General features: G+C 70.6%; 19 protein-coding genes. 7 read left to right on the plus strand and 12 right to left on the minus strand.

From position 1 onward, the window contains the following. Window positions 1-27 precede the first annotated feature (27 nt). Window positions 28-633, minus strand: a complete 606-nt coding sequence (locus ACFVY3_RS13825; RefSeq protein WP_400160134.1) for a PAS and ANTAR domain-containing protein — start codon at window positions 631-633, stop codon at window positions 28-30. A gap of 349 nt (window positions 634-982) precedes the next feature. Beyond that, window positions 983-1,186: a cold-shock protein gene (locus ACFVY3_RS13830; protein ID WP_009357211.1), complete on the minus strand. Its 204-nt coding sequence runs from the start codon at window positions 1,184-1,186 to the stop codon at window positions 983-985. A gap of 155 nt (window positions 1,187-1,341) precedes the next feature. Here ACFVY3_RS13830 and ACFVY3_RS13835 point away from each other — a divergent pair, with 155 nt between their 5' ends. Then, on the plus strand, window positions 1,342-2,091 hold the full coding sequence (locus tag ACFVY3_RS13835; protein ID WP_400160135.1) for a glycosyltransferase family 2 protein: 750 nt from the start codon (window positions 1,342-1,344) through the stop codon (window positions 2,089-2,091). Here the strand turns inward: ACFVY3_RS13835 and ACFVY3_RS13840 are convergent. Then, window positions 2,075-3,022, minus strand: a complete 948-nt coding sequence (locus ACFVY3_RS13840; protein WP_377972616.1) for an alpha/beta fold hydrolase — start codon at window positions 3,020-3,022, stop codon at window positions 2,075-2,077. The two genes, ACFVY3_RS13835 and ACFVY3_RS13840, sit on opposite strands and share 17 nt — an antisense overlap. Window positions 3,023-3,101: 79 nt before the next feature. Here ACFVY3_RS13840 and ACFVY3_RS13845 point away from each other — a divergent pair, with 79 nt between their 5' ends. Continuing rightward, window positions 3,102-3,557, plus strand: coding sequence for a hypothetical protein (locus ACFVY3_RS13845; protein WP_400160136.1), 456 nt, complete (start codon window positions 3,102-3,104; stop codon window positions 3,555-3,557). 62 nt (window positions 3,558-3,619) lie between these two features. Here the strand turns inward: ACFVY3_RS13845 and ACFVY3_RS13850 are convergent, their stop codons facing one another. The 4 genes from ACFVY3_RS13850 to ACFVY3_RS13865 form a co-directional block, all read right to left on the minus strand. Further along, on the minus strand, window positions 3,620-4,639 hold the full coding sequence (locus ACFVY3_RS13850; protein ID WP_400160137.1) for an alpha/beta hydrolase: 1,020 nt from the start codon (window positions 4,637-4,639) through the stop codon (window positions 3,620-3,622). Window positions 4,640-4,733: 94 nt separating this feature from the next. After that, complete coding sequence (locus ACFVY3_RS13855; RefSeq protein WP_400160138.1) at window positions 4,734-7,547, minus strand: PEP/pyruvate-binding domain-containing protein; 2,814 nt, start codon at window positions 7,545-7,547, stop codon at window positions 4,734-4,736. A 122-nt stretch (window positions 7,548-7,669) separates the two neighbouring features. Continuing rightward, complete coding sequence (locus ACFVY3_RS13860; protein ID WP_400160139.1) at window positions 7,670-8,725, minus strand: zinc-dependent alcohol dehydrogenase family protein; 1,056 nt, start codon at window positions 8,723-8,725, stop codon at window positions 7,670-7,672. A 39-nt stretch (window positions 8,726-8,764) separates the two neighbouring features. Continuing rightward, window positions 8,765-9,337 (minus strand): TetR-like C-terminal domain-containing protein, encoded by a 573-nt coding sequence (locus ACFVY3_RS13865; RefSeq protein ID WP_400160140.1) that lies wholly within the window; start codon window positions 9,335-9,337, stop codon window positions 8,765-8,767. Between the two features lie 94 nt (window positions 9,338-9,431). On the opposite strand from ACFVY3_RS13865, the gene ACFVY3_RS13870 reads away from it, so the two are divergent. The 3 genes from ACFVY3_RS13870 (at window position 9,432) to ACFVY3_RS13880 (ending at window position 12,153) form a co-directional block, all read left to right on the plus strand. Beyond that, entirely contained in the window at window positions 9,432-10,643 is a 1,212-nt protein-coding gene (locus tag ACFVY3_RS13870) for an MFS transporter (protein ID WP_290256805.1), read from the plus strand. An 11-nt stretch (window positions 10,644-10,654) separates the two neighbouring features. Then, complete coding sequence (locus ACFVY3_RS13875) at window positions 10,655-11,515, plus strand: 3-hydroxyacyl-CoA dehydrogenase family protein (RefSeq protein ID WP_400160141.1); 861 nt, start codon at window positions 10,655-10,657, stop codon at window positions 11,513-11,515. 92 nt (window positions 11,516-11,607) lie between these two features. Next, window positions 11,608-12,153 carry an NAD(P)H-dependent oxidoreductase gene (locus ACFVY3_RS13880; protein WP_400160142.1) on the plus strand — a complete coding sequence of 182 codons (546 nt, stop codon included), beginning with the start codon at window positions 11,608-11,610 and terminating at the stop codon, window positions 12,151-12,153. 150 nt (window positions 12,154-12,303) lie between these two features. On the opposite strand, the gene ACFVY3_RS13885 is transcribed toward ACFVY3_RS13880, so the two are convergent. From ACFVY3_RS13885 to ACFVY3_RS13900, 4 genes are read right to left on the minus strand one after another with little or no spacing between them, the layout of a single operon-like run. Further along, complete coding sequence (locus tag ACFVY3_RS13885) at window positions 12,304-12,552, minus strand: hypothetical protein (RefSeq protein ID WP_364136312.1); 249 nt, start codon at window positions 12,550-12,552, stop codon at window positions 12,304-12,306. Continuing rightward, window positions 12,539-13,723: an acetyl-CoA acetyltransferase gene (locus ACFVY3_RS13890; RefSeq protein WP_290256801.1), complete on the minus strand. Its 1,185-nt coding sequence runs from the start codon at window positions 13,721-13,723 to the stop codon at window positions 12,539-12,541. The genes ACFVY3_RS13885 and ACFVY3_RS13890 overlap by 14 nt, the downstream gene beginning before the upstream one ends. Continuing rightward, the gene (locus ACFVY3_RS13895) at window positions 13,720-14,415 is read right to left on the minus strand and encodes a CoA transferase subunit B (protein WP_400160143.1); all 696 of its coding nucleotides are present in this window, start codon (window positions 14,413-14,415) and stop codon (window positions 13,720-13,722) included. The genes ACFVY3_RS13890 and ACFVY3_RS13895 overlap by 4 nt, the downstream gene beginning before the upstream one ends. 34 nt (window positions 14,416-14,449) lie before the next feature. Then, complete coding sequence (locus tag ACFVY3_RS13900; protein WP_400160144.1) at window positions 14,450-15,172, minus strand: CoA transferase subunit A; 723 nt, start codon at window positions 15,170-15,172, stop codon at window positions 14,450-14,452. A 225-nt stretch (window positions 15,173-15,397) separates the two neighbouring features. Between ACFVY3_RS13900 and ACFVY3_RS13905 the strand changes: the two genes are divergently transcribed. Then, window positions 15,398-16,171, plus strand: a complete 774-nt coding sequence (locus ACFVY3_RS13905) for an IclR family transcriptional regulator (protein ID WP_400160145.1) — start codon at window positions 15,398-15,400, stop codon at window positions 16,169-16,171. A gap of 4 nt (window positions 16,172-16,175) precedes the next feature. On the opposite strand, the gene nadE is transcribed toward ACFVY3_RS13905, so the two are convergent. Beyond that, the gene (nadE, locus tag ACFVY3_RS13910; RefSeq protein WP_400160146.1) at window positions 16,176-17,000 is read right to left on the minus strand and encodes an ammonia-dependent NAD(+) synthetase; all 825 of its coding nucleotides are present in this window, start codon (window positions 16,998-17,000) and stop codon (window positions 16,176-16,178) included. 122 nt (window positions 17,001-17,122) lie between these two features. Here nadE and ACFVY3_RS13915 point away from each other — a divergent pair, with 122 nt between their 5' ends. Further along, window positions 17,123-18,376, plus strand: a complete 1,254-nt coding sequence (locus tag ACFVY3_RS13915) for an FAD-dependent oxidoreductase (protein WP_400160147.1) — start codon at window positions 17,123-17,125, stop codon at window positions 18,374-18,376. The last annotated feature ends 128 nt before the right edge of the window (window positions 18,377-18,504 follow it).

Genomic DNA, 18,504 nt, shown 5'->3' on the forward strand with positions numbered 1-18,504 from the left:
GTTGGGTGGCGCCTCCCGGCCGGGGTGTTAGCGCTGCACGTCGGTGGCGCCGGCGACGATGTCCTTGGCGAGCACGGCAACCTTTCGGTTCGTCTCCGAGCTCAACTTGCTCATCAGTTCGAACGCGTCCTCGGCGCTGACGCCGGTCCGGCCCATCAGGATGCCCTTGGCCTGTTCGATGACGGCCCGGGTGCGTGACGCTGCGGCGACCGATTCGTTGGCGAGCCGGTGCCGGTCCGTGTGGATCGACTTGGTTAGATCCACCACCACACCCCAGACACCGACGGGGACGTTCCCGTCCATAATGTAATCCGCGGAGTACAGCAGCTTGTGCTGCCGGTTCTTCTTGTCCCGGATCGAGAGGTAGAGGGAGGACGGACCGCCGCGCGAGGCCACCCGTTCCCAGTACGCCAGCACACGGGGCCGATCTTCGGGCTCGATGTGGGGCATGACCATCTCCATCGAGGGGACCACCTCGCCCCGTTCGTAGCCGTAGATCCGGTAGAGCCCGTCGGACCAGCGGAAGATCCCGTCGGCGAAGTAATGCTCCACCAATCCGGTGGGGCAGTCCAGGAATCCATCCTGGGCGTTCCCGCCCGAAAGGGGTCCGCGATGGTTGTGGTTCACAGACATGGGCGGGGCCGATCGACGTGCTGCGCCCGGCGTCACCGCGCCAGGGCCTGAAAAGACAAGAATATCCGTCCCGTATGCTCAGTGGAAAGCTTGGTGTGCCTAAGGCGGCTGGTCGGATCTGTTACCCGGCGCTTGAGTCCCGGGGGAGTTCCAGCAGGAGGGTGTCCGAGCCGCCGTTGCGGCCGACCTTGCGGAACCCCAGCCGCTCGTAGAGCCCGAGCTTAGGCGGGTGCGGCACCGTCCGTCCGATCCAAACGGCCGGACGGCAAAACAAAGCCCCTCCGGGAGACCCGAAGGGGCTTGTGTTTTCTAGGAGAAGCAGTCCGGCTGGCCGGGCTTTCCCGAAAGCTTAGAGCGGGCGAATGTTCTCGGCCTGCGGGCCCTTGGGGCCCTGGGTGACGTCGAACTCGACCTTCTGGTTCTCGTCCAGCGAGCGGTAGCCGCTGGTGGCGATTGCCGAGTAGTGGGCGAAAACGTCAGCGGACCCGTCATCCGGGGCAATGAAGCCAAAACCCTTTTCGGCGTTGAACCATTTAACTGTGCCAGTAGCCATGCTTTATCCTTCTGAAATGCTGATCTCCGGCGGCCACGCAAGGCCAACGGCTGCGGAGACATTCGTCCGCTGTCCCCAACGTACGGGGCGCGGGGCTAGGGTGCAAGAGCCACGCGGGGCAGTTCTGCCCGGCCGGAGGCGATAGTCTGCCCATCATGGCTACCATCTCGGTGGTGATCCCCACCCGCAACGACGCCGGGCCGCTGGCCGTGTGCCTCGCCGCCCTCTCCCGCCAGAGCCGCCGTCCGGACGCAGTAATCGTGGTGGACAACGGCAGCACTGACGGGACCGACGCCGTCTGCGCCGCCGCCGGGGTGCACCGGATCCCCGCCGATGTCGCGGGTATCGCGGCCGCCACGGCCCTCGGTTTTGACGCCGCGGACACGGACATCATCGCCCGCCTGGATACCGACTCAATCCCGCCGGCTAACTGGCTGGAGCGGGTCGAAACCCTCCTCGCCGGGGCCGCCCCGCCCGCCGCCGTCAGCGGCCCGGGCGACTTCTACGGCGGCACGGCGCTGGCCCGGTGGGCGGGCCGGAGCATCTGGATCGCCGGGTACCACCGCGTGGTGGGGCTGCTGTTGGGACACCCGCCGCTCTTCGGCTCCAACTTCGCGATGCATTCGGCGGCGTGGGCGCTGATCCGGGACACGGTGCACCGCGGCCTGCCGGCGGTGCATGACGATCTCGACATCTCCTACCAGCTCCCGCCCCAGGTGGAGGTGATCTGGGAACCGACCCTGCGGGTGGGGGTTTCCGCCCGGCCGTTCGAGAGCGCCGGGGCGGTGGGGCGGCGTCTGGCGATGGCGTGGACGACGTTCGCCGTCGAATTCGCGGCGGACCCGCCGCTGGCCCGACGACGGCGGCGGCGCGACTACCGGCGGGGGCTCACCCGGCCGAACTGAAGAGAGCGAGCAGGTCCCGGCTCATCTGGTGCGGGGAGGTCTCGCTGGGGCTGTGACCGCCGCGATAGACGGCGATCTTCGCGCCGATCGCCTGGGCGAACCGGCGGTGCAGGGCCAGCGGCCAGAGATCGTGCTCCCCGACGGCCACCAGCTTGGGCAGCGTGGCCGCCGCCAGGACCGGCCGTAGGTCCGGGGCGTGCTGCATCAGGCCGAAGATATCCCGGACCGACTGCCGCCGGGTGAGCCGGAACCGGGAGCGGACAAAGCGGATCCGGTTTGGGGCCACCTTGACCACGTTGCTGCGGATGCCCCAGATCATCAGTGCCGCCCCCACCCGGGGGCTGGCCAGCCCGCTGAACCGGCCGATCCGCTGCACCCCGCGGAAGCTGTTCCCCGGATCCGGCGGGCAACTGAGCAGCGTCAGCGTGCGGAACAGCTCCGGCCGCCGCTCGAAGGCCAGCTGCGCGACAATCGCGGCAAAGGAATACCCGACGACGTGGGCCGGCCCCCCGCCGGACTCCAGCAGGGCGAGCAGGTCGTCGGTGAAGAGGGCGTAGTCGTAGTGTTTGCGCGGCGGTACGAGGTGTTCCGGGCCGGCCCCGGCGGACTCGTACTGGCCGGCGATGTCACAGCTGAGCGCGTAATAGCCGGCCTCGGCGAGCTGGGGAAGCATCAGGGCAAAGTCTTCCTTGGACCCGGTGGCGCCCGGGATCAGCAGTACCCGTGGAGCATCCGGGTTGCCCATGGCCAGGGTGGCCAGGGTTCCACTTGGCGCCTCGAAGACCCCGCGGACCGCGCCGGGCGGCGGGACGGACCAGTCGACGTCGGGTTGCGCGGCGTCCAGGCGGGCGGCCTCGTCAACCAGCCCGGAGCCAAACGCCCCCGGGTCCGGTTCGGGAACGCCGGGGATCCGGCGGCCGGTTCTCGCCATGGGTCAACGATAGCCCCCAGCCCGGCCCGGCCGGCTGAACCGCTGCTAGGTTCCGGCAGCCCGGGAGTAGGCTCCCACCATGGGGAACAGTGACGAGAATTCAGCAACGCCACTTTCGACAATATTTTTCAAGACGGTCCTGGTAGGCGCTGTCTTAGGGATTGTCATTTCCGCGAGCCAGTACCTCGTGCCGTTGACACTCGGAAGGGCACCGGATGTCGCGGCATCGCTGTTGGTTTTCGTGTCAGGAGCAGGCCTTGGCGGCGCACTCGGCGCCGGGTCTGCCGCGTTGACCCTGGGATTCCATGGCCTGGCCAGGAACGCGCCGCATATTTTTCAGGCCGTTGCCGCTGGGTTAGGCGGTGGGGTGGGCGTGGCAATGCTGCCGTTTCTCGTCCTGGGGCCGCCGATCCTGGTGGGTAACTCGTTCTGGCCGCTTTCCTTGTTCGTGCTGGCCGGTGCGGCGTGGGCCGTGGTGGTCACGAGGCCCCTGAGGGTCTCCGGGCGGACGAGCAGGACTAAGTCCGTCCGTTGATCGACTCCGGATGAGGTTGGGCGTCGGCGCAGTTTGGCCGGTTTCGACCGGCTGAACCGCTGCTAGGTTCCGGCAGCCCGCGCCACGAAGGCGTGCAGCCGGCGGTAGACCTCCTGGGACTCGGGGAGGCGGGCGTCCTGCTGCCAGGTGTGCTCGGCGTTGGCGGCCTCCCAGCCGTAGACCAGCGCATCCGCCGGGACCCGGTGCTGCCGAAGCCGGTCGAGGAAGTTCAGGTTGGCGGTGTAGAAAAAGTCGCGCTCCGAGGTGGTCAGGAACACGGGCGGGTGCCGCGAATCCAGCCATTCGATGGGGGACAGGTGGCGGGCCGCCCGCCGCAGCGACTCTGCGCCCGGGCCCGCGCTGCGGGGGAGCAGCATCCTCACGAACGCAAGGCTGAGGACGAAGCCGCGCTCGAAGAACACGGAGAAGTCCACCACGCTGCAGTGCTGCACGAGCCCCCGCAGGCTCGCGGCGGGCGCCGCGGGTTCCAGGCCGTAGTGCTCCGCCAGGTCGGTGTGGAACGTCGACGCCGTCAGCAGCGCGGCGATCTGGCCGCCGGCGGAGTCGCCGCCCAACACAGTCCGGTCCGGGTCCCCGCCGTATCCGGAAATGGTGGCCCGCACCCATGCCAGCGCGGCGTTGGCATCCTGCAGGACGTGGCCCATGTGGAAGCGCGGGGCGTGGCGGTAGTTCACGTTGACCACCACCATGCCGGCGGCGGCCTGGCTGGCGCAGTATTTCGTCAGCGCCGCCTTGTCCCCGGAGGTCCAGCCGCCGCCGTGGAAGTAGACGTAGACGGGGAGCCCGGAGTCTGTGGATCCGGTGGTTTCGGCCGTTCCGGCGGGGGTGATCACGTCCAGCCGGTGCGCGCGGATGCCGTCGCCGGCGAAGTCGATGTCGTGGAAGTAGTCGACGCCGGTCACCGGGTCCGCATTGAACCGGGCCTTCTCGCCGGGGCCGACGATCCCCATCAGGGCGCGCCACGCCCAGACCGGGACACGGCGCAGGACACGCCGCGCGCGCCGGGCGAGGCCGAACGCTCCGTGGCCCGACCGGGGCCGGGAGGCAGCCGCCGAAGTCATGCCTCCATTCTACTGGCACGCCCGTGCTAGAACCGCTGGGTGCCCGGCCCCGTCGTCCCGAAGACGGCCGCCCCGAACGTCGCGGCCCGGGGCCTCAGTCCGGCACTAACCGGACGGTGCCCGCGGCGCCGTCGACCGTCACCAGCTGCCCGGTCCGCAGCCGGGTGGTGGCGTCCGGGACGCCCACTACCGCGGGAATGCCGTATTCGCGGGCCACCACCGCCCCGTGGGAGATGACCCCGCCCATCTCCATCACCAGCGCCCCGGCGGTGAGGAACAGCGGCGTCCAGCCCGGGTCCGTCGACGGCGCCACCAGGATTTCCCCGGGTTCCAGTCGGGCGCCCACCGGGTCCAGGACCACCCGGACCGTTCCCGTGGCGGAGCCGGCGGACGCGGGGGTGCCGGCCAGGGCGCCCGACGGCGGCGCCGCGGCCAGGGCGGCCGCCTCCACGTCCGTGCCGTCGGAGAGCAGCAGGCGGGGGATGTGGCGGCGCCGGAGTTCGACGTCGTACAGGCGGCGGCGGGCGGCCACTGTCTCCTGCAGCCGGGCCCCGCGCAGGCCCGTCCGCAGCTCGCCGAAGTCCAGGAAGAACACGTCCGCCGCGGCGGCCACGGCGCCGCGGTGCACCAGGTCCTCGCCCACCAGCAGCAGCTGGCGGTGCACCTCGGCCAGGATCCGGACGATGTGGAACTTGGGCAGTTCGCGCAGGCCGGCGAGTTCCCGGACCTCCCGCAGGGCCAGCCCCAGCAGCCGGGCCCGCCAGCGCCCGTGGGCGGCGGCGCGGTCCACCAGGCTCCGGATCCGTTCCTCCGCGTGAGCGGCCGCCAGGCCGAACTGCCGATCCGGCGCCTGGTCCGGATCGTCCAGGCGCAGGTAGTTCGAGATCACGCCGAGGATGTGGTCGGGCTCCTCGGCCCAGCGCGGCATGCCGAGGTCGATCTCGGCCACGGCGCGGTGCCCGTAGCGGGCCAGGAAATCCCGGACGGCGGACTGGGCCGTGTCCGGCAGCGTGCCGGCGCGGTACCTGGCGGCGAGGGTGGCCGGCCCGGTGGCCAGGAAGGCGTCCCGGGACTCGGGATCGTCCCGGAGTGTTACGGCCAGCCGCCAGAGTTCCAGGTCCATCTCGGTGGTCACGTTGTGCGGCAACCCGCGCAGCACCGCCTCGAGCTCCCGCGGCGGTGCGATTCCGCGCAGCAGCCGGCGGGCTACGGCCAGCATCAGGTAGCCGGCGGAGAACCCGGGCAGGGTGGCCTTGAGCAGCCCACCAGTGGTGCGCAGTCCCAGGTTTTCCGCGAAGTGCAGGCGCTCCTCTGCCGTGGCCGGGCCCGGCAGCAGCAGCACGGCGTCGAGCCGGCGGGCGTAGGCGTCGGTGCGGCGCAGCTCGCCCCGGGGATCCAGGATGGCACGGGCCAGCCGGGGGAGTTGGTCCGCCAGCATGCCCAGGCTGGTGCCGACCCGGGCGGGGCGTTCTGCCGGAGTTGGTCCCTCTCCCGGGGCCGGGATCTCTGCCGGGGCGCCCCGGTCCATACGGGGATGGTCGGCGCGGCCGCGTCCGGGCAGGAGGCGCCGGGCAACGCGGCCCAGGTCAGTACCCGCGGAAGGGCCCTCCCCGGGGGCGAATCGCGGGTCGGCGAGCAGGCCGGGGACGAGCGCTGCGGACCGGCTGTCGGCCAGCGGCAGCACCCTGGTTAGGTAGCGGCGCCCCCACCGGCTCCGGGTCAGGGGCGTCAGGTCCACGAACATCCGCAGGCCGGGATTCACGTAGCGCCAGAGTCCCTGCTGGTTCCGGAGCAGTTCCAGCGCGGTCAGGCCCATCGGGGTGATGGGCCGGGTCAGGCCCTGGAGCAGCGTCCCGCAGAGGTAGACCCGGGTTTGTCCCTCCGGCGGAACCGGCAGCGGCTCGCCGGTCATCGGGTCCTCCAGCGGGTACAGCGTGGTGATCGGCCGGGATTGCGTCAGCCAGGTCCTGCCGGCGGCGTCGACCACCCATTCCACGTCCTGGGGCGAACCGAAGAGCCTCTGGACGGACGCGCCCAGCCGGGTCAGCTCGGCGAGCCCGGCGTCGTCCAGGCTCCAGCCCCGGTCCGGGTCGTCGTCGCCTGCCACCCGGTGCAGCACCTCCGCCGTCGCCGTCTGCACGGTGAACTGGTCCGGGTTCACGGCGCCGGAAACCACCGCCTGGCCGGCGCCCGGGCTGGCGTTGACGAGCATTTCGGTGCGGGTCCCGGTGACCGGGTTCGCTGTGAACATGACCCCCGCCGTGGACGCCTCCACCATGGCCTGGACGACGACGGCGAGCCCCACCCCGGTATGGCTGATGCCGTTCGCGGTGCGGTAGGCGACGGCGCGGTCGGTCCAGAGGGAGGCCCAGCAGCGGCGGACCGCGTCCAGCACCGCGTCCGCGCCGACGATTCCGGTGAAGGAGTCCTGCTGGCCGGCGAAGCTGGCGAAGGGCAGGTCCTCGGCGGTGGCGGAGGAGCGCACCGCCACGGGCGTGTCCGGCCCGAGGTCAAGGTAGGCGGCGCGGACCGCGGACTCGACGGCGGGCGGGATCGGGGCGGCGCCGACCAGGTCCCGGGCCCGAGCCGCCTGCGCCGCCGCCTCCATCCCGGTGTCGGGCCCGGCCCCGGTGTCAGGAGCGGACTGGGAGAGTCCGGCCCGTGGGATTCCGGCGTCGAGCGCGGCCGCCAGGTCGGCCAGCTCCGGCGGGGCGGCCAGGCGGTAGGCGTCCGTGGTGAGGCAGAAACCGCGGGGCACCGGCAGGCCCGCGGCCACCATCCGCCCCAGGTTCAGGGCCTTGCCGCCCACCCGTGACAGCGGTGCGGTGGCCGCCTCCGCCAGGTCCAGGACGTATCCCCCGGGTGCGTGCGGCTCCGGGGCAGGTCCGGGCGCGGACGGTGAGGCCATGACGGCTCCTGGATACGGGAGGGCGATGCGGGCGGGTGCGGGCGGGCTGCCCGTGGGCACACGCTAGCCCCGGCCGTTCCGGTGCGGCAAGGGCCGGTCGGCCCCCGCCGCGGATCGGGATGTTACGGGGTGAGGAGCACCTTAATGGCGCGGCGTTCGTCCATGGCGCGGTAGGCCTCCGGTGCCTCCTCCAGCGGCATGACGGCGTCGAACACCCGGCCCGGATTGATGCTGCCGTTGAGCACGTCCTCCAGCAGTTCCGGGATGTAGGTGCGGGCGGGGGCCATGCCGCCGCCGATGGTGATATTGGTGTCGAACAGGTAGCGGACCGGGATTTCGGCGCCGCCGGTGGGGACGCCGACGAAGCCCATGGCGCCGCCGGGCCGGACGCTGCGCAGCGCCTGGTCCATCGATTCCTTGGTGCCGACGCATTCGAGCACGGAGTCCGCGAGGACGCCGCCCAGGAGTTCGCGCACCTTGGCGATGCCCTCGTCCCCGCGCTCGGCCACGATGTCCGTGGCGCCGAATTCGCGGGCGATCGCCTGCCGGTCAGCGTGCCGGGACATTGCGATGATGCGCTCGGCACCCAGCCGTTTGGCGGCCAGCACGCCGCAGAGGCCGACGGCGCCGTCGCCCACCACCACGACGGTCCGGCCGGGGCCGGCCTGGGCCGCGAGGGCGGCGTGGTGGCCGGTGGCCATGACGTCGGAGAGGGTGAGCAGGCTGGCGCGGAGGGCGTCGTCGGGTTCGGTGATGCCGGGGACCTTGACCAGCGTGGAGGAGGCCAGCGGGACGCGGACGGCCTGACCCTGGCCGCCGTCGACCGGGTGCCCGGCGTCGTCGGTGCCGCCCCAGCCGGCCAGCCGGTCGCAGGCGACCGTGACGCCGTTGCGGCACTGCGGGCACTCGCCGCAGCTGATCACGAACGGCGCAATGACCAGGTCGCCCACGGCGAGGCCGGTGACCTCGTCGCCCAGGCTCTCGATGGTGCCGATGAACTCGTGGCCGATCGCGGAGGGCTTGTGGGTGGGCTTCACGCCACGGTAGGGCCAGAGGTCGGAGCCGCAGACGCAGGCTGCCGTGACCTTGACGACGGCGTCGGTGGGCTGCTGGACGGTGGGGTAGTCGCGGTCTTCGACCCGGATATCGCCCGGACCGTGGATGATGGTGGCGCGCATGGGATTCCTTGCTCTGGGTGTGATGGGGATGGACCGATTTTAGTCCCGGCCGGCGGTCCGTGGCCCGTCGAGGAGACGCCCGATCCGGGTCCGGACGTCCAGCTCCGCGGCGGATTCGTGGTTGAACAGGATCCGGTAGATCACCGGGGCGACGACGGCGTCAACGATCTCGCGAGCGCCCGGCGCCGTCTCCCCGCGCGCCCGGGCCAGCCTGCGCAGCTCCTCGACGTGGCCCTGCATCAGGGCGAAGTAGTCCCGGGTCACCGCACCGTCGGCCAGCATGTCCAACAGCACCTGCCGGCCCAGCTCGGAGGAGAACTCCTCCACGTACGGGATGAACCAGGCCTCCATGTCGCCGCGGAGCGAACCGGTGTCCTCCACCTGCTCGGGGAGCATCTGGTTGGAGGCGACGGCGGCGAGCAGCCGGGGGAGGTCCCCCCAGCGGCGGTAGATGGTGGAGGAGTTCACGCCCGCCCGGTCCGCCACCAGCGGGACCGACAGCGCGGTCCGGTCGCCCTCGTTCTCCGCCAGCAGGGAGCGCACGGCCTGGTGCACGGCCTGCTGGACGCGGGCGCTCCGGCCGCCGGGGCGGGGGGTCGCTGTCGTCATCATCACACCAGCCTAAGGCAAATTATCTGCTTTAGCGGGTATAGCCTCTTAATGCACAGATTGTGCGTTTGGTTGTTTCGAGTAGGCAGGATCAGTTGTGAAGAACACCGGTACCGCGTTCTGGCTTCACGCGGCGCTCTTGACGGTTTTCATCGGCGCCTCGTCGGCGCCGTCGCCGTTGTACGAGTTTTACGCCCGCGAGTGGGGCCTCGGCTCCGCGGCGGTCACGGTGATCTTCGCCGTCTACGCCGTGGCCGTGCTGCTGACCCTGCTGGTGGTCGGCTCGCTGGCCAACCACCTCGGCACCCGGCCGGTGCTCCTGGGGGCGGTGGCGCTGCAGATCGGTGCGATGATGACCTTCGCCTTCGCTCCGGGGCCGGAGGTGCTGCTGGCCGCCCGGGCACTCCAGGGCGTGGCGACCGGTGCCGCGATGGGTGCCGCGGGCGCCGCGCTGCTGGCGTTCGAAGGCCCGAAGCGCCGCGGCCGCGGGTCCCTGGTCAACAGCGCCGCCTCGCCGATCGGGCTCTCCATTGGCGCGCTCGGGTCCGCCTCCGTGGTCAGGTTCCTCCCCGAGCCCACCAAGACCGTCTACTTCTTCCTTGCCGCGCTCCTGTTGGTCCTTGGTGTGGCGCTGCTCCGGCTGCCGAGCGCCGGGCAGGTGGCCCCGGGCTGGCTGCGGTCCCTGATGCCCGAGGCCCGGATCCCCGGCTCCGCCCGGAAAACCATGGCCGCCACCATGCCGGTGGCCGCGGCCACCTGGGCCCTGGCCGGGTTCTACCTCTCGCTGGGCCCGGCCTTGGCGCACGCCATTACCCGGGACAACTCGGTGCTGGTGGGCGGCCTGGCCCTGTTTGCCCTCTTCGTTCCCGGCGCCCTGGCCATCCTGGTGGTCCGCCGCCGCTCGGACCGGACCACGCTGCTGACCGGCGTCGTCTCCCTGATCACCGGCATCTCCCTGACCGTGCTGGCCGTCCAGCTCGGATCCGCGCCGCTGTACTTCGCGGGCACCGTCGTGGCCGGCGTCGGCTTCGGCAGCGGGTACTTCGGCGCGATGCGGATGACCCTGCCGCTCTGCGGTCCGCACGAGCGGGTGGGCATGCTCTCCAGCATCTACCTGATCTGCTATCTCGGCTTCAGCGTCCCCGCCGTGGCCGCCGGGCTGCTGGTGGCCGTGGCCGGCATGAAGGGGACCACACTGATCTACGGCGCGGCCCTGGTGCTCGCCGCCATTCCTGCCCTGCTCCGCACCCTCCGGAGAAACCCCGCCCACCGTCCCACCCTCGCTGCCGGTTCCCCGGCAGCGTCCTGAAAGGAAACGCCATGACCTTTTCCCTCCCCGCCGACACCGCCGTCCGGCCCATCACCGTCATCGGCGGCGGCACCCTGGGCCGCCGCGTGGCCCTGATGCTGTCGCTGCGCGGCGCCGACGTGCGCATCTTCGACCTCAACCCGGCCGTGGGCCGGGCCGCCGTCGACTTCATCGAGGCCGAGCGCCCCGCCGTCGCGGCCGAGCACGGGGCCGCGCCGGCCGGCCGGATCACCTCCGGCGACGATCTCGCCGCAGCCCTGGACAACGCCTGGCTGGTGGTCGAGGCGGTGCCCGAAAAGCTCGAGCTCAAGCGCGGGATCTTCGCCGACCTGGACCGGCTGGCCCCGGCGGATGCCCTGCTGGCCAGCAACTCGTCGTCGTTCGCGTCCTCGGAGTTCATCGGCGGCGTGGCCAGCCCGGAGCGGGTCCTGAACATGCACTTCTACATGCCGCCGGCCGTCCGCTCGGTGGAACTGATGTCCTGCGGCCGGACCGACGCGGCCGTCCTGGACCTGCTGATGACCGAACTGCCCGCTTACGCGCTGGCGCCGCACCTGGTCCGGAAGGAAAGCACCGGCTTCATCTTCAACCGGGTCTGGGCCGCGATCAAGCGCGAGGCGCTGCTGGTGGTGGCCGAGGGTGTGGCCGAGCCGGAGGACGTCGATGCCCTGTTCGTGGACGTCTTCAAGGCGGACACGGCACCGTTCCGCTTCATGGACCAGGTGGGCCTGGATGTGGTGCTCGACATCGAGAACCACTACTGCGAGCTGGCCGGCATGGAGAACAAGTCCGCCCCGCTGCTGCAGGAATACATCGGCAAGGGCTGGCTCGGAATCAAGTCCGGCCGCGGCTTCTACAACGACTACGCCTGAGCCGCCTGTTCGATTGTGAACGGACAGGTCTGTCTGGTACCTTCGATGTCGTAACAGACAGACCTGTCTACCGAGAGAAGCACCCACCCTCCATGAGCACGCACCGCACCCTCGTCGTCGTCGCCCACCCCGACCTGGCCACATCCGGAATCAACGCGCAGCTGGCCGCGGCGATCAGGGACATCGACGGCGTGACCGTCCGGGAGATCGCCTCCGTTTATCCGGACCGGCGCGTCGACGCCGCCGCGGAGCAGGAACTCCTGCGCCGGCACGACACCATCGTCCTGCAGTTCCCCTGGCACTGGTACTCCGTCCCCGGAGTCCTGAAGGAGTGGATGGACCAGGTCCTCACCTACGGCTTCGCCTACGGTGCCGGCGGGGACGCCCTGCACAGCAAGCGCCTGCAGCTGGTCATCTCCACCGGCGGCCCCGAGGCTGCGTACACGCCGACGGGGCACAACCGCTTCACCATGGCGGAGTTGCTTCGTCCGCTGGAGGCCACCGCACATCTTTGCGGGCTGGAGATGGCCGAACCGCTGGTCCTGCACGGGGCGCCGCGGGCGACCCGGGAGGACGTGGCGGACCATGCCGCCCGCTACCGGGAGCTCCTCTCCGCCGTCCCCGCCGCCGCCAACTGACCTAAGGGGCTGGCGGGGGGACTGCACGGGGATGGCCGTCACGGCTCCGGCCGGAGACTTATAAATGGGGTGGGGTACCGCAACGTTGCGCTAGGTTGACGATCCGGGTGATCGTCCGGTGCCCCACCACCAGCCTGTGGGGTTCCCGCCTCAATGGTTGGCGGGGGCATCGGGGTTCGCGCACCAGATCTGGGTGCCGTCGGACTTGAACAGCATGGTGCGCTCGCCCGTGGACTGGTAGCGGACCCAGAGGATCTTCCCGTCCGGGGTGGCGAGCTCCACGGTGGCGGGGACCGGCACACCGCCGGGCCGGAGCACCATCACGGGTGCCCCGGCCGGCAGGCCCAGCCAATTGGTGGCCCAGACCAGTTCGGCGGGCGCCGGCTTAGACGGCTTCAAGCACGCTGACATAGTTCGCAATGCCGACGCCGCCCATGTTCTGTACCGCTGCCCGACGCGGCGCCGCCAGCTGCATGTCCCCGGCCGTGCCGGTGAGCTGCATCGCGGCGATGACGTGCTGGGAGACGCCGGTGGCGCCGACCGGGTGGCCCTTGGCCTTGAGGCCGCCGGAGACGTTGACCGGGAACTTGCCGTCCTTGAAGACCCAGCCTTCCTCGATCGCGCGGGCCCCCTGGCCGGGCTCGGTCAGGCCCATCACTTCGTACATCAGCAGCTCGGCGATGGTGAAGCAGTCGTGCACCTCGGCGAAGTCCAGGTCCTCCAACCCGACGCCGGCCATGCCGAGGGCCCGCTGCCAGGAGGCGCGGGTCGCGGCGAAGGCCGTAGGGTCCCGGCGCTCGGCGGGGAAGAAGTCGTTCGCTTGCCCGAAGCCGGCCAGCCGGACCGGGGCGGTGGCCCCGCCGGTGGGGGCGACGGAGAGTACGACGGCGGCGGCGCCGTCGGAGACGGGGGAGCAGTCGGTGCGGCGCAGCGGATCGGCAACCATCGGGTTCTTGTCCGACACCGTCCGGCAGAACTCCTCGCCGAGGTCCTTGCGGAGCTGGGCGTAGGGGTTGTCCACGCCGTTGCGGTGGTTCTTCGCCGCGATGGTGCCCAGGGCGTCGGAAACGGCGCCATAGCGCTTCTCGTAGTGCTTGGCGACCTCGGCGAAGAGGCCGGTGAAGCCGGTGGTGGAGGGCTTGCCGGCCATGTCGTAGTCGGCGCCCAGCAGGGCGGCGCCCACGACGTCGGCCCCGGCCTGGGTCATCTTCTCCGCGCCGATCACCAGGACGGTCTTGGCGGTGCCGGCCAGCAGCGACTTGGTGCCCTGCTGGAAGGCGGCCGAACCGGAGGCGCAGGCGTTTTCCACCCGGGTGGAGGGCACATTGGCGAGCTGCTCGGAGACCTGCAGGGCCAGCGAGGACGGAAACGCCAGCGGCATCATGCCGGAGTTGAACTGGCCCAGGTAGACCTCGTCGATCTGGCCCGGCTCGATCCCGGCGTTGCCGATCGCCTCGGTGGCGACCTGCACGATCAGGGATTCCAGGGTCTCCTCGGTCAGCTTGCCGAAGCGGCTGTGGCCCCACCCGGTGAGCAGGACGTCCTTGCCGAACTGGTCCTTCAGGCTCATGCCCGGGCCTCCTCGAGCGCGTCAGTGGTCTCTTCCAGGGCGGGATCGACGTCGAACTCCGCCTCGGTCTTCCCGCGGATCTCCTCGACCGTGACGCCGGGGGCGAGGCGCGTGAGCGTCAGCCGGCGGCTCCCGGTGCCTTCGTTCTTTACCAGGTCGAAGACGGCCAGGTCGCTGATGATGCGGTCCACGCAGCTCAGGCCGGTCAGCGGCAGGGTGCACTCCTTGACGATTTTGGCGGTGCCGTCCTTGGCGTTGTGTTCGGTAAGGACGACGACGCGCGGTGTGCCGGCCACCAGGTCCATGGCGCCGCCCATGCCCTTGACCATCTTGCCGGGGATGGTCCAGTTGGCGAGGTCGCCGGCGCCGGAGACCTGCATGGCGCCGAGGATGGCGACCTTGACGTGACCGCCGCGGATCATGCCGAATGAGGTGGCGGAGTCGAAGATGCTGCCGCCGGGCAGGACCGTGACGGTCTGCTTGCCGGCATTGATCAGGTCCGCGTCCTCGTCACCTTCGTAGGGGAACGGGCCCATGCCGAGCAGGCCGTTCTCGCTCTGCAGCACGACCCGCACGCCCTCGCGCAGGTTGTTGGCCACGAGCGTGGGGATGCCGATGCCGAGGTTGACGTAATCGCCGTCGTTGAGTTCTTCGGCCGCGATGGCGGCCATGTCGTTGCGGGTCCAAGCCATGGTGAGTCTCCTGGAAAAGTGTCGGTGGGGCGGATCAGACCGCGGCGGGGGCGGCTTCGGCGCGGGGCCGGACGGTGCGCTGTTCGATGTCCTTGACCCGGTCGGTGGCCTGGACCAGCCGCTGGACGAAGACGCCGGGGGTGACGATGTGGTTCGGGTCCAGCTGGCCGGGTTCGACGATCACCTCGGCCTCGGCGATGGTCACGGCGCCGGCGGTGGCGACGACGGGGTTGAAGTTCTGCGCTGTGTAGCGGTAGATCAGGTTGCCGTCTGTGTCCGCGGTGTGCGCGTGGACCAGGGCGACGTCGGCCTTGATGGCGCGCTCCTGGACGTACGTTTCGCCGTCGAACTCCGCGAGCGGCTTGCCTTCGGCCACCAGGGTGCCGACGCCGGTCTTGGTGTAGAAGGCGGGGATGCCTGCGCCGCCGGCGCGCATCCGCTCCGCGAGCGTGCCCTGTGGGGTGAACTCGACCTCCAGCTTGCCGGCCAGGTACTGCTCGGCGAAGAGCTTGTTCTCACCCACGTAGGAGGCGATGACCTTGCGGACCTGGCCGGCCTCGATCAGCAGGCCCAGGCCCTTGCCGTCCACGCCCATGTTGTTGGAGACAACCGTGAGGTCCCTGACGCCGGAGTCCCGCACGGCCTCGATCAGGTCCGCGGGGATGCCGCTGAGGCCGAAGCCGCCGACGGCGAGCGTCATGCCGTCCCGCAGGACATCCTGCAAGGCGGCGGCTGCGCTGTTTCTGAGCTTGGACATGGCATCTCCTCGTTGAGCGTTCGAACTGTTGGCGGGCCGGCGGGGCCGGAGCCGCCATCCACTTTGTGGACTGTTGACCTGATGAAGGAGCTTAGGGTGTGGTGTGGAACACTGTCAACGCGGGAAATTCCCGGAATTCCGTGGATTTCTACAGTGTGGACGGTAGGCTGTGAGCTGTCCATATTGTGGATGATTAGGATGCTTTTGAGCGGTTGGAGGGTTCGGATGAGTGCGGTTCCGGTGCAGGGTGCGCAGGTGGTCAGCCGGGTGGCGGCGCTGCTGCGGATCGTCGGGCGGAAGCCGGAGGGGTCCGGGCTGGCCGAGCTGGTCCGCGAGTCCGGGCTGACCCGGCCCACCGTGCACCGGCTGCTGAGCTCGCTCGCCGCGGAGGGGCTGCTGGACCAGGATCCGGTCAGCGGGCACTGGGTGCTGGGCCCGGAGATCCTGCTGCTTGGGTCTGTGGCCTCGGCCCGGTTCCCGCTGGAGGACATCGCCCGGCCCAGCCTGCGCCGGCTCGCCGAGGAGACGGGAGAGAGCGCCTTCTTCTCCATCCGCCGCGGTGCCGAGACCGTGTGCCTGCTCCGGGAGGAGGGCAGTTTCCCGGTGCGGTCCTTCGTCCTGCACGAGGGGGTCCGCTTCCCCCTGGGGGTGGCCTCCGCCGGGACGGCCATCATGGCGTTCCTGCCGCCCGAGGAGCAGGAGGAGATCCTGTCCGGCTGGGAAGCCCACGCCGGCAGCTTCGCTGCCGGGCACACGGAGGACCGGGTCCGGGCCAACCTGGAGCTGACCCGGTCCACGGGCTACTCGGTCAATCCCGGGCTGGTCCTGGAGGGCAGCTGGGGGATGGGTGCGGCCGTGTTCGACCGGCGGGGACGCCCGGCCTGGGCGCTGTCCCTGACCGGCATCGAACCCCGCTTCCGCGGCGAGCGGGGCGAACAGCTGGGCCGCCTGCTGCTGGACGAGGCCCACCGGATCTCGCTGCAGCTGCAGGGAGCCTAGGAGGTTACTGCTTCCACCAGGTGTCGAAGATGGAGACGGGCACGGTCCGCTTGTGCCGGGTCTGCAGGTAGCGCTTCTCGATCGCCTCGGCCGCCGCCTCGGGGACGTCGCGGCCCTCAAGGTAGTCATCGATCGTGTCGTAGCTCAGGCCCAGCTCGTCCTCGTCGGTGCGGCCGGGCGTGTTGTCGAGCAGGTCCGCCGTCGGCACCTTTTCCCAGATCCGCGCCGGGGCGCCGAGTTCGGCCAGCAGGGCCCTGTTCTGGCGCTTGTTCAGGCCGAACAGCGGGAGGATGTCCGCGCCGCCGTCGCCGAACTTGGTGAAGAACCCTGTGACGGATTCGGCGCCGTGGTCCGTGCCGATCACCAGGTAGTTGCGCTCGCCGGCCAGGGCGTACTGGGCTGTCATGCGGGTGCGGGCCTTGGTGTTGCCCTTGTGGAAGTCGGAGATGCCGTCGCCGGTGGTCTTCTCGAACTCGTCCTCGAAGCCGTCGACGGCGGCCGAGATGTTGAAGGTCCACTCGGTCTTGGCCCTGATGAAGTCGAGCGCGGCCTGGGCGTCTTCCTCGTCGTGCTGGACGCCGTAGGGCAGCCGAACCGCCACGAAGTCGGCCTCCGTGCCCTCGGCCTCGAGCTCCTCGACCGCCAGTTGCGCCAGCCGGCCGGCCAGCGAGGAATCGAGTCCGCCGGAGATGCCCAGGACGAAGCCCTTGGTGTGGCTGGCCTTGAGGTATTCCTTCAAGAACGTGACGCGTTTGCGCACCTCCCCGGCCGGATCGATCCGGGGCTGCACGCCCATTTCCTCGATGATCTTCGCCTGGAGTTCACGCATGTCCCTCAGCCTAGTCAGCGGCATCCCCCGGGCTCAACTGTTGCCGGCTAACTGGGCTCCCGGCGCGGAAATCGCCCGCTAAGGCCCTGCCGCCCGGGTCCGGACCGGCGTAGCGTATGGCCATGGAGTCCACGGGATGTGTGGTGGCGGGCGGCGGTCCGGCCGGCCTGATGCTCGGCCTGTTGCTGGCGCGGGCCGGCGTGCGCGTGACGGTGGTGGAAAAACACGCCGACTTCCTCCGCGACTTCCGCGGCGACACAGTCCACCCCTCCACGGTCCGGCTGATCGACGAGCTGGGACTCGGCGAGGAGTTCCGCCGGCTGCCACAGAGCAAGCTGCGGAGCGTGGTCCTGCCGGTACCGGGCGGGCCGCCGGTGACCCTGGGCGACTTCGGACTGCTGAAGCCCCCCTATGACTACATCGCCATGATGCCGCAGTGGGATTTCCTGAACTTCCTGGCGGCCGCCGCGGCCGAGGAACCGGGCTTCACGCTGCTGATGAGCCACTCCGCCACCGGCCTGATCCGCGACGGCGGCCGGGTCCGCGGCATCCGCCTGCGCCGCCCGGACGGTGGCGAGGAGGACCTGCGGGCGGACCTGGTGGTGGCGACCGACGGCCGGCATTCGGCACTCCGGGCTGCGGCCGGGCTCGCCCCGGCGGAGTTTCCCGTCCCGTTCGACACCTGGTGGTTCAGGCTCCCGCGCCACGCCGAGGAAGCCGGCGAGGTGGCCGGACTGATCCCGGCGCTCGGCCCGGGCGAGGCCCTGATCGCCCTCAACCGCACCGATTACTACCAGATCGCGTACCTGGCCCCCAAGGGAGCGGACGCGCGGATCCGGGCCGAGGGGGTGGAGGGCTTCCGACGGCGGATCGCGGCGCTGCGGCCCGACCTCGCCGACCGGGTGGATGCCATCGGCTCCCTCGATGACCTGCACTGGCTGGACGTCCGGCTGGACCGGCTGCGGTCCTGGCACCTGAACGGCCTCCTCTGCATCGGCGATGCGGCCCACGCGATGTCCCCGGCGGGCGGCGTCGGCATCAATCTCGCCATCCAGGACGCCGTCGCCGCCGCTAAACTGCTGGCCCCCGCCTTGCTGCGGGGAACCGTCAGTGCCGAGGACCTGGAGAAGGTGGAACGACGGCGCCGCCCGCCCACCGTGATCGTGCAGACCGCGCAACGCCTCATGCACAGGGCGATTTTTGGGCCGGTGATGGCCGGGAAACGGACCCGGATCCCGGGCGTCGTGATCCTGCTGGCCCGCCGGCTCCCGGCCATCCGCGGCCTGATGCCACGGCTGATCGGCTTCGGGCCGCTGCCCGAGCATGCCCCGGCGTTCGCGCGCCGCGCCGGGGCAAGCCCGCAGGCCCGGGCCTAGCTGTACTGAGTCAGGACGTTGGTTACATCGTGAATAGGTGAGGACCTCTTAGGTTGGTGGTTACCACACACAGCCAACGACTAAGAGGTCCTCATGTCCCACCGTAATGCCCGCCTGACTCCGATCGG

Source organism: Arthrobacter sp. BPSS-3 (assembly GCF_044628475.1).
In the GTDB taxonomy this organism is placed as follows: Bacteria; Actinomycetota; Actinomycetes; order Actinomycetales; family Micrococcaceae; genus Arthrobacter.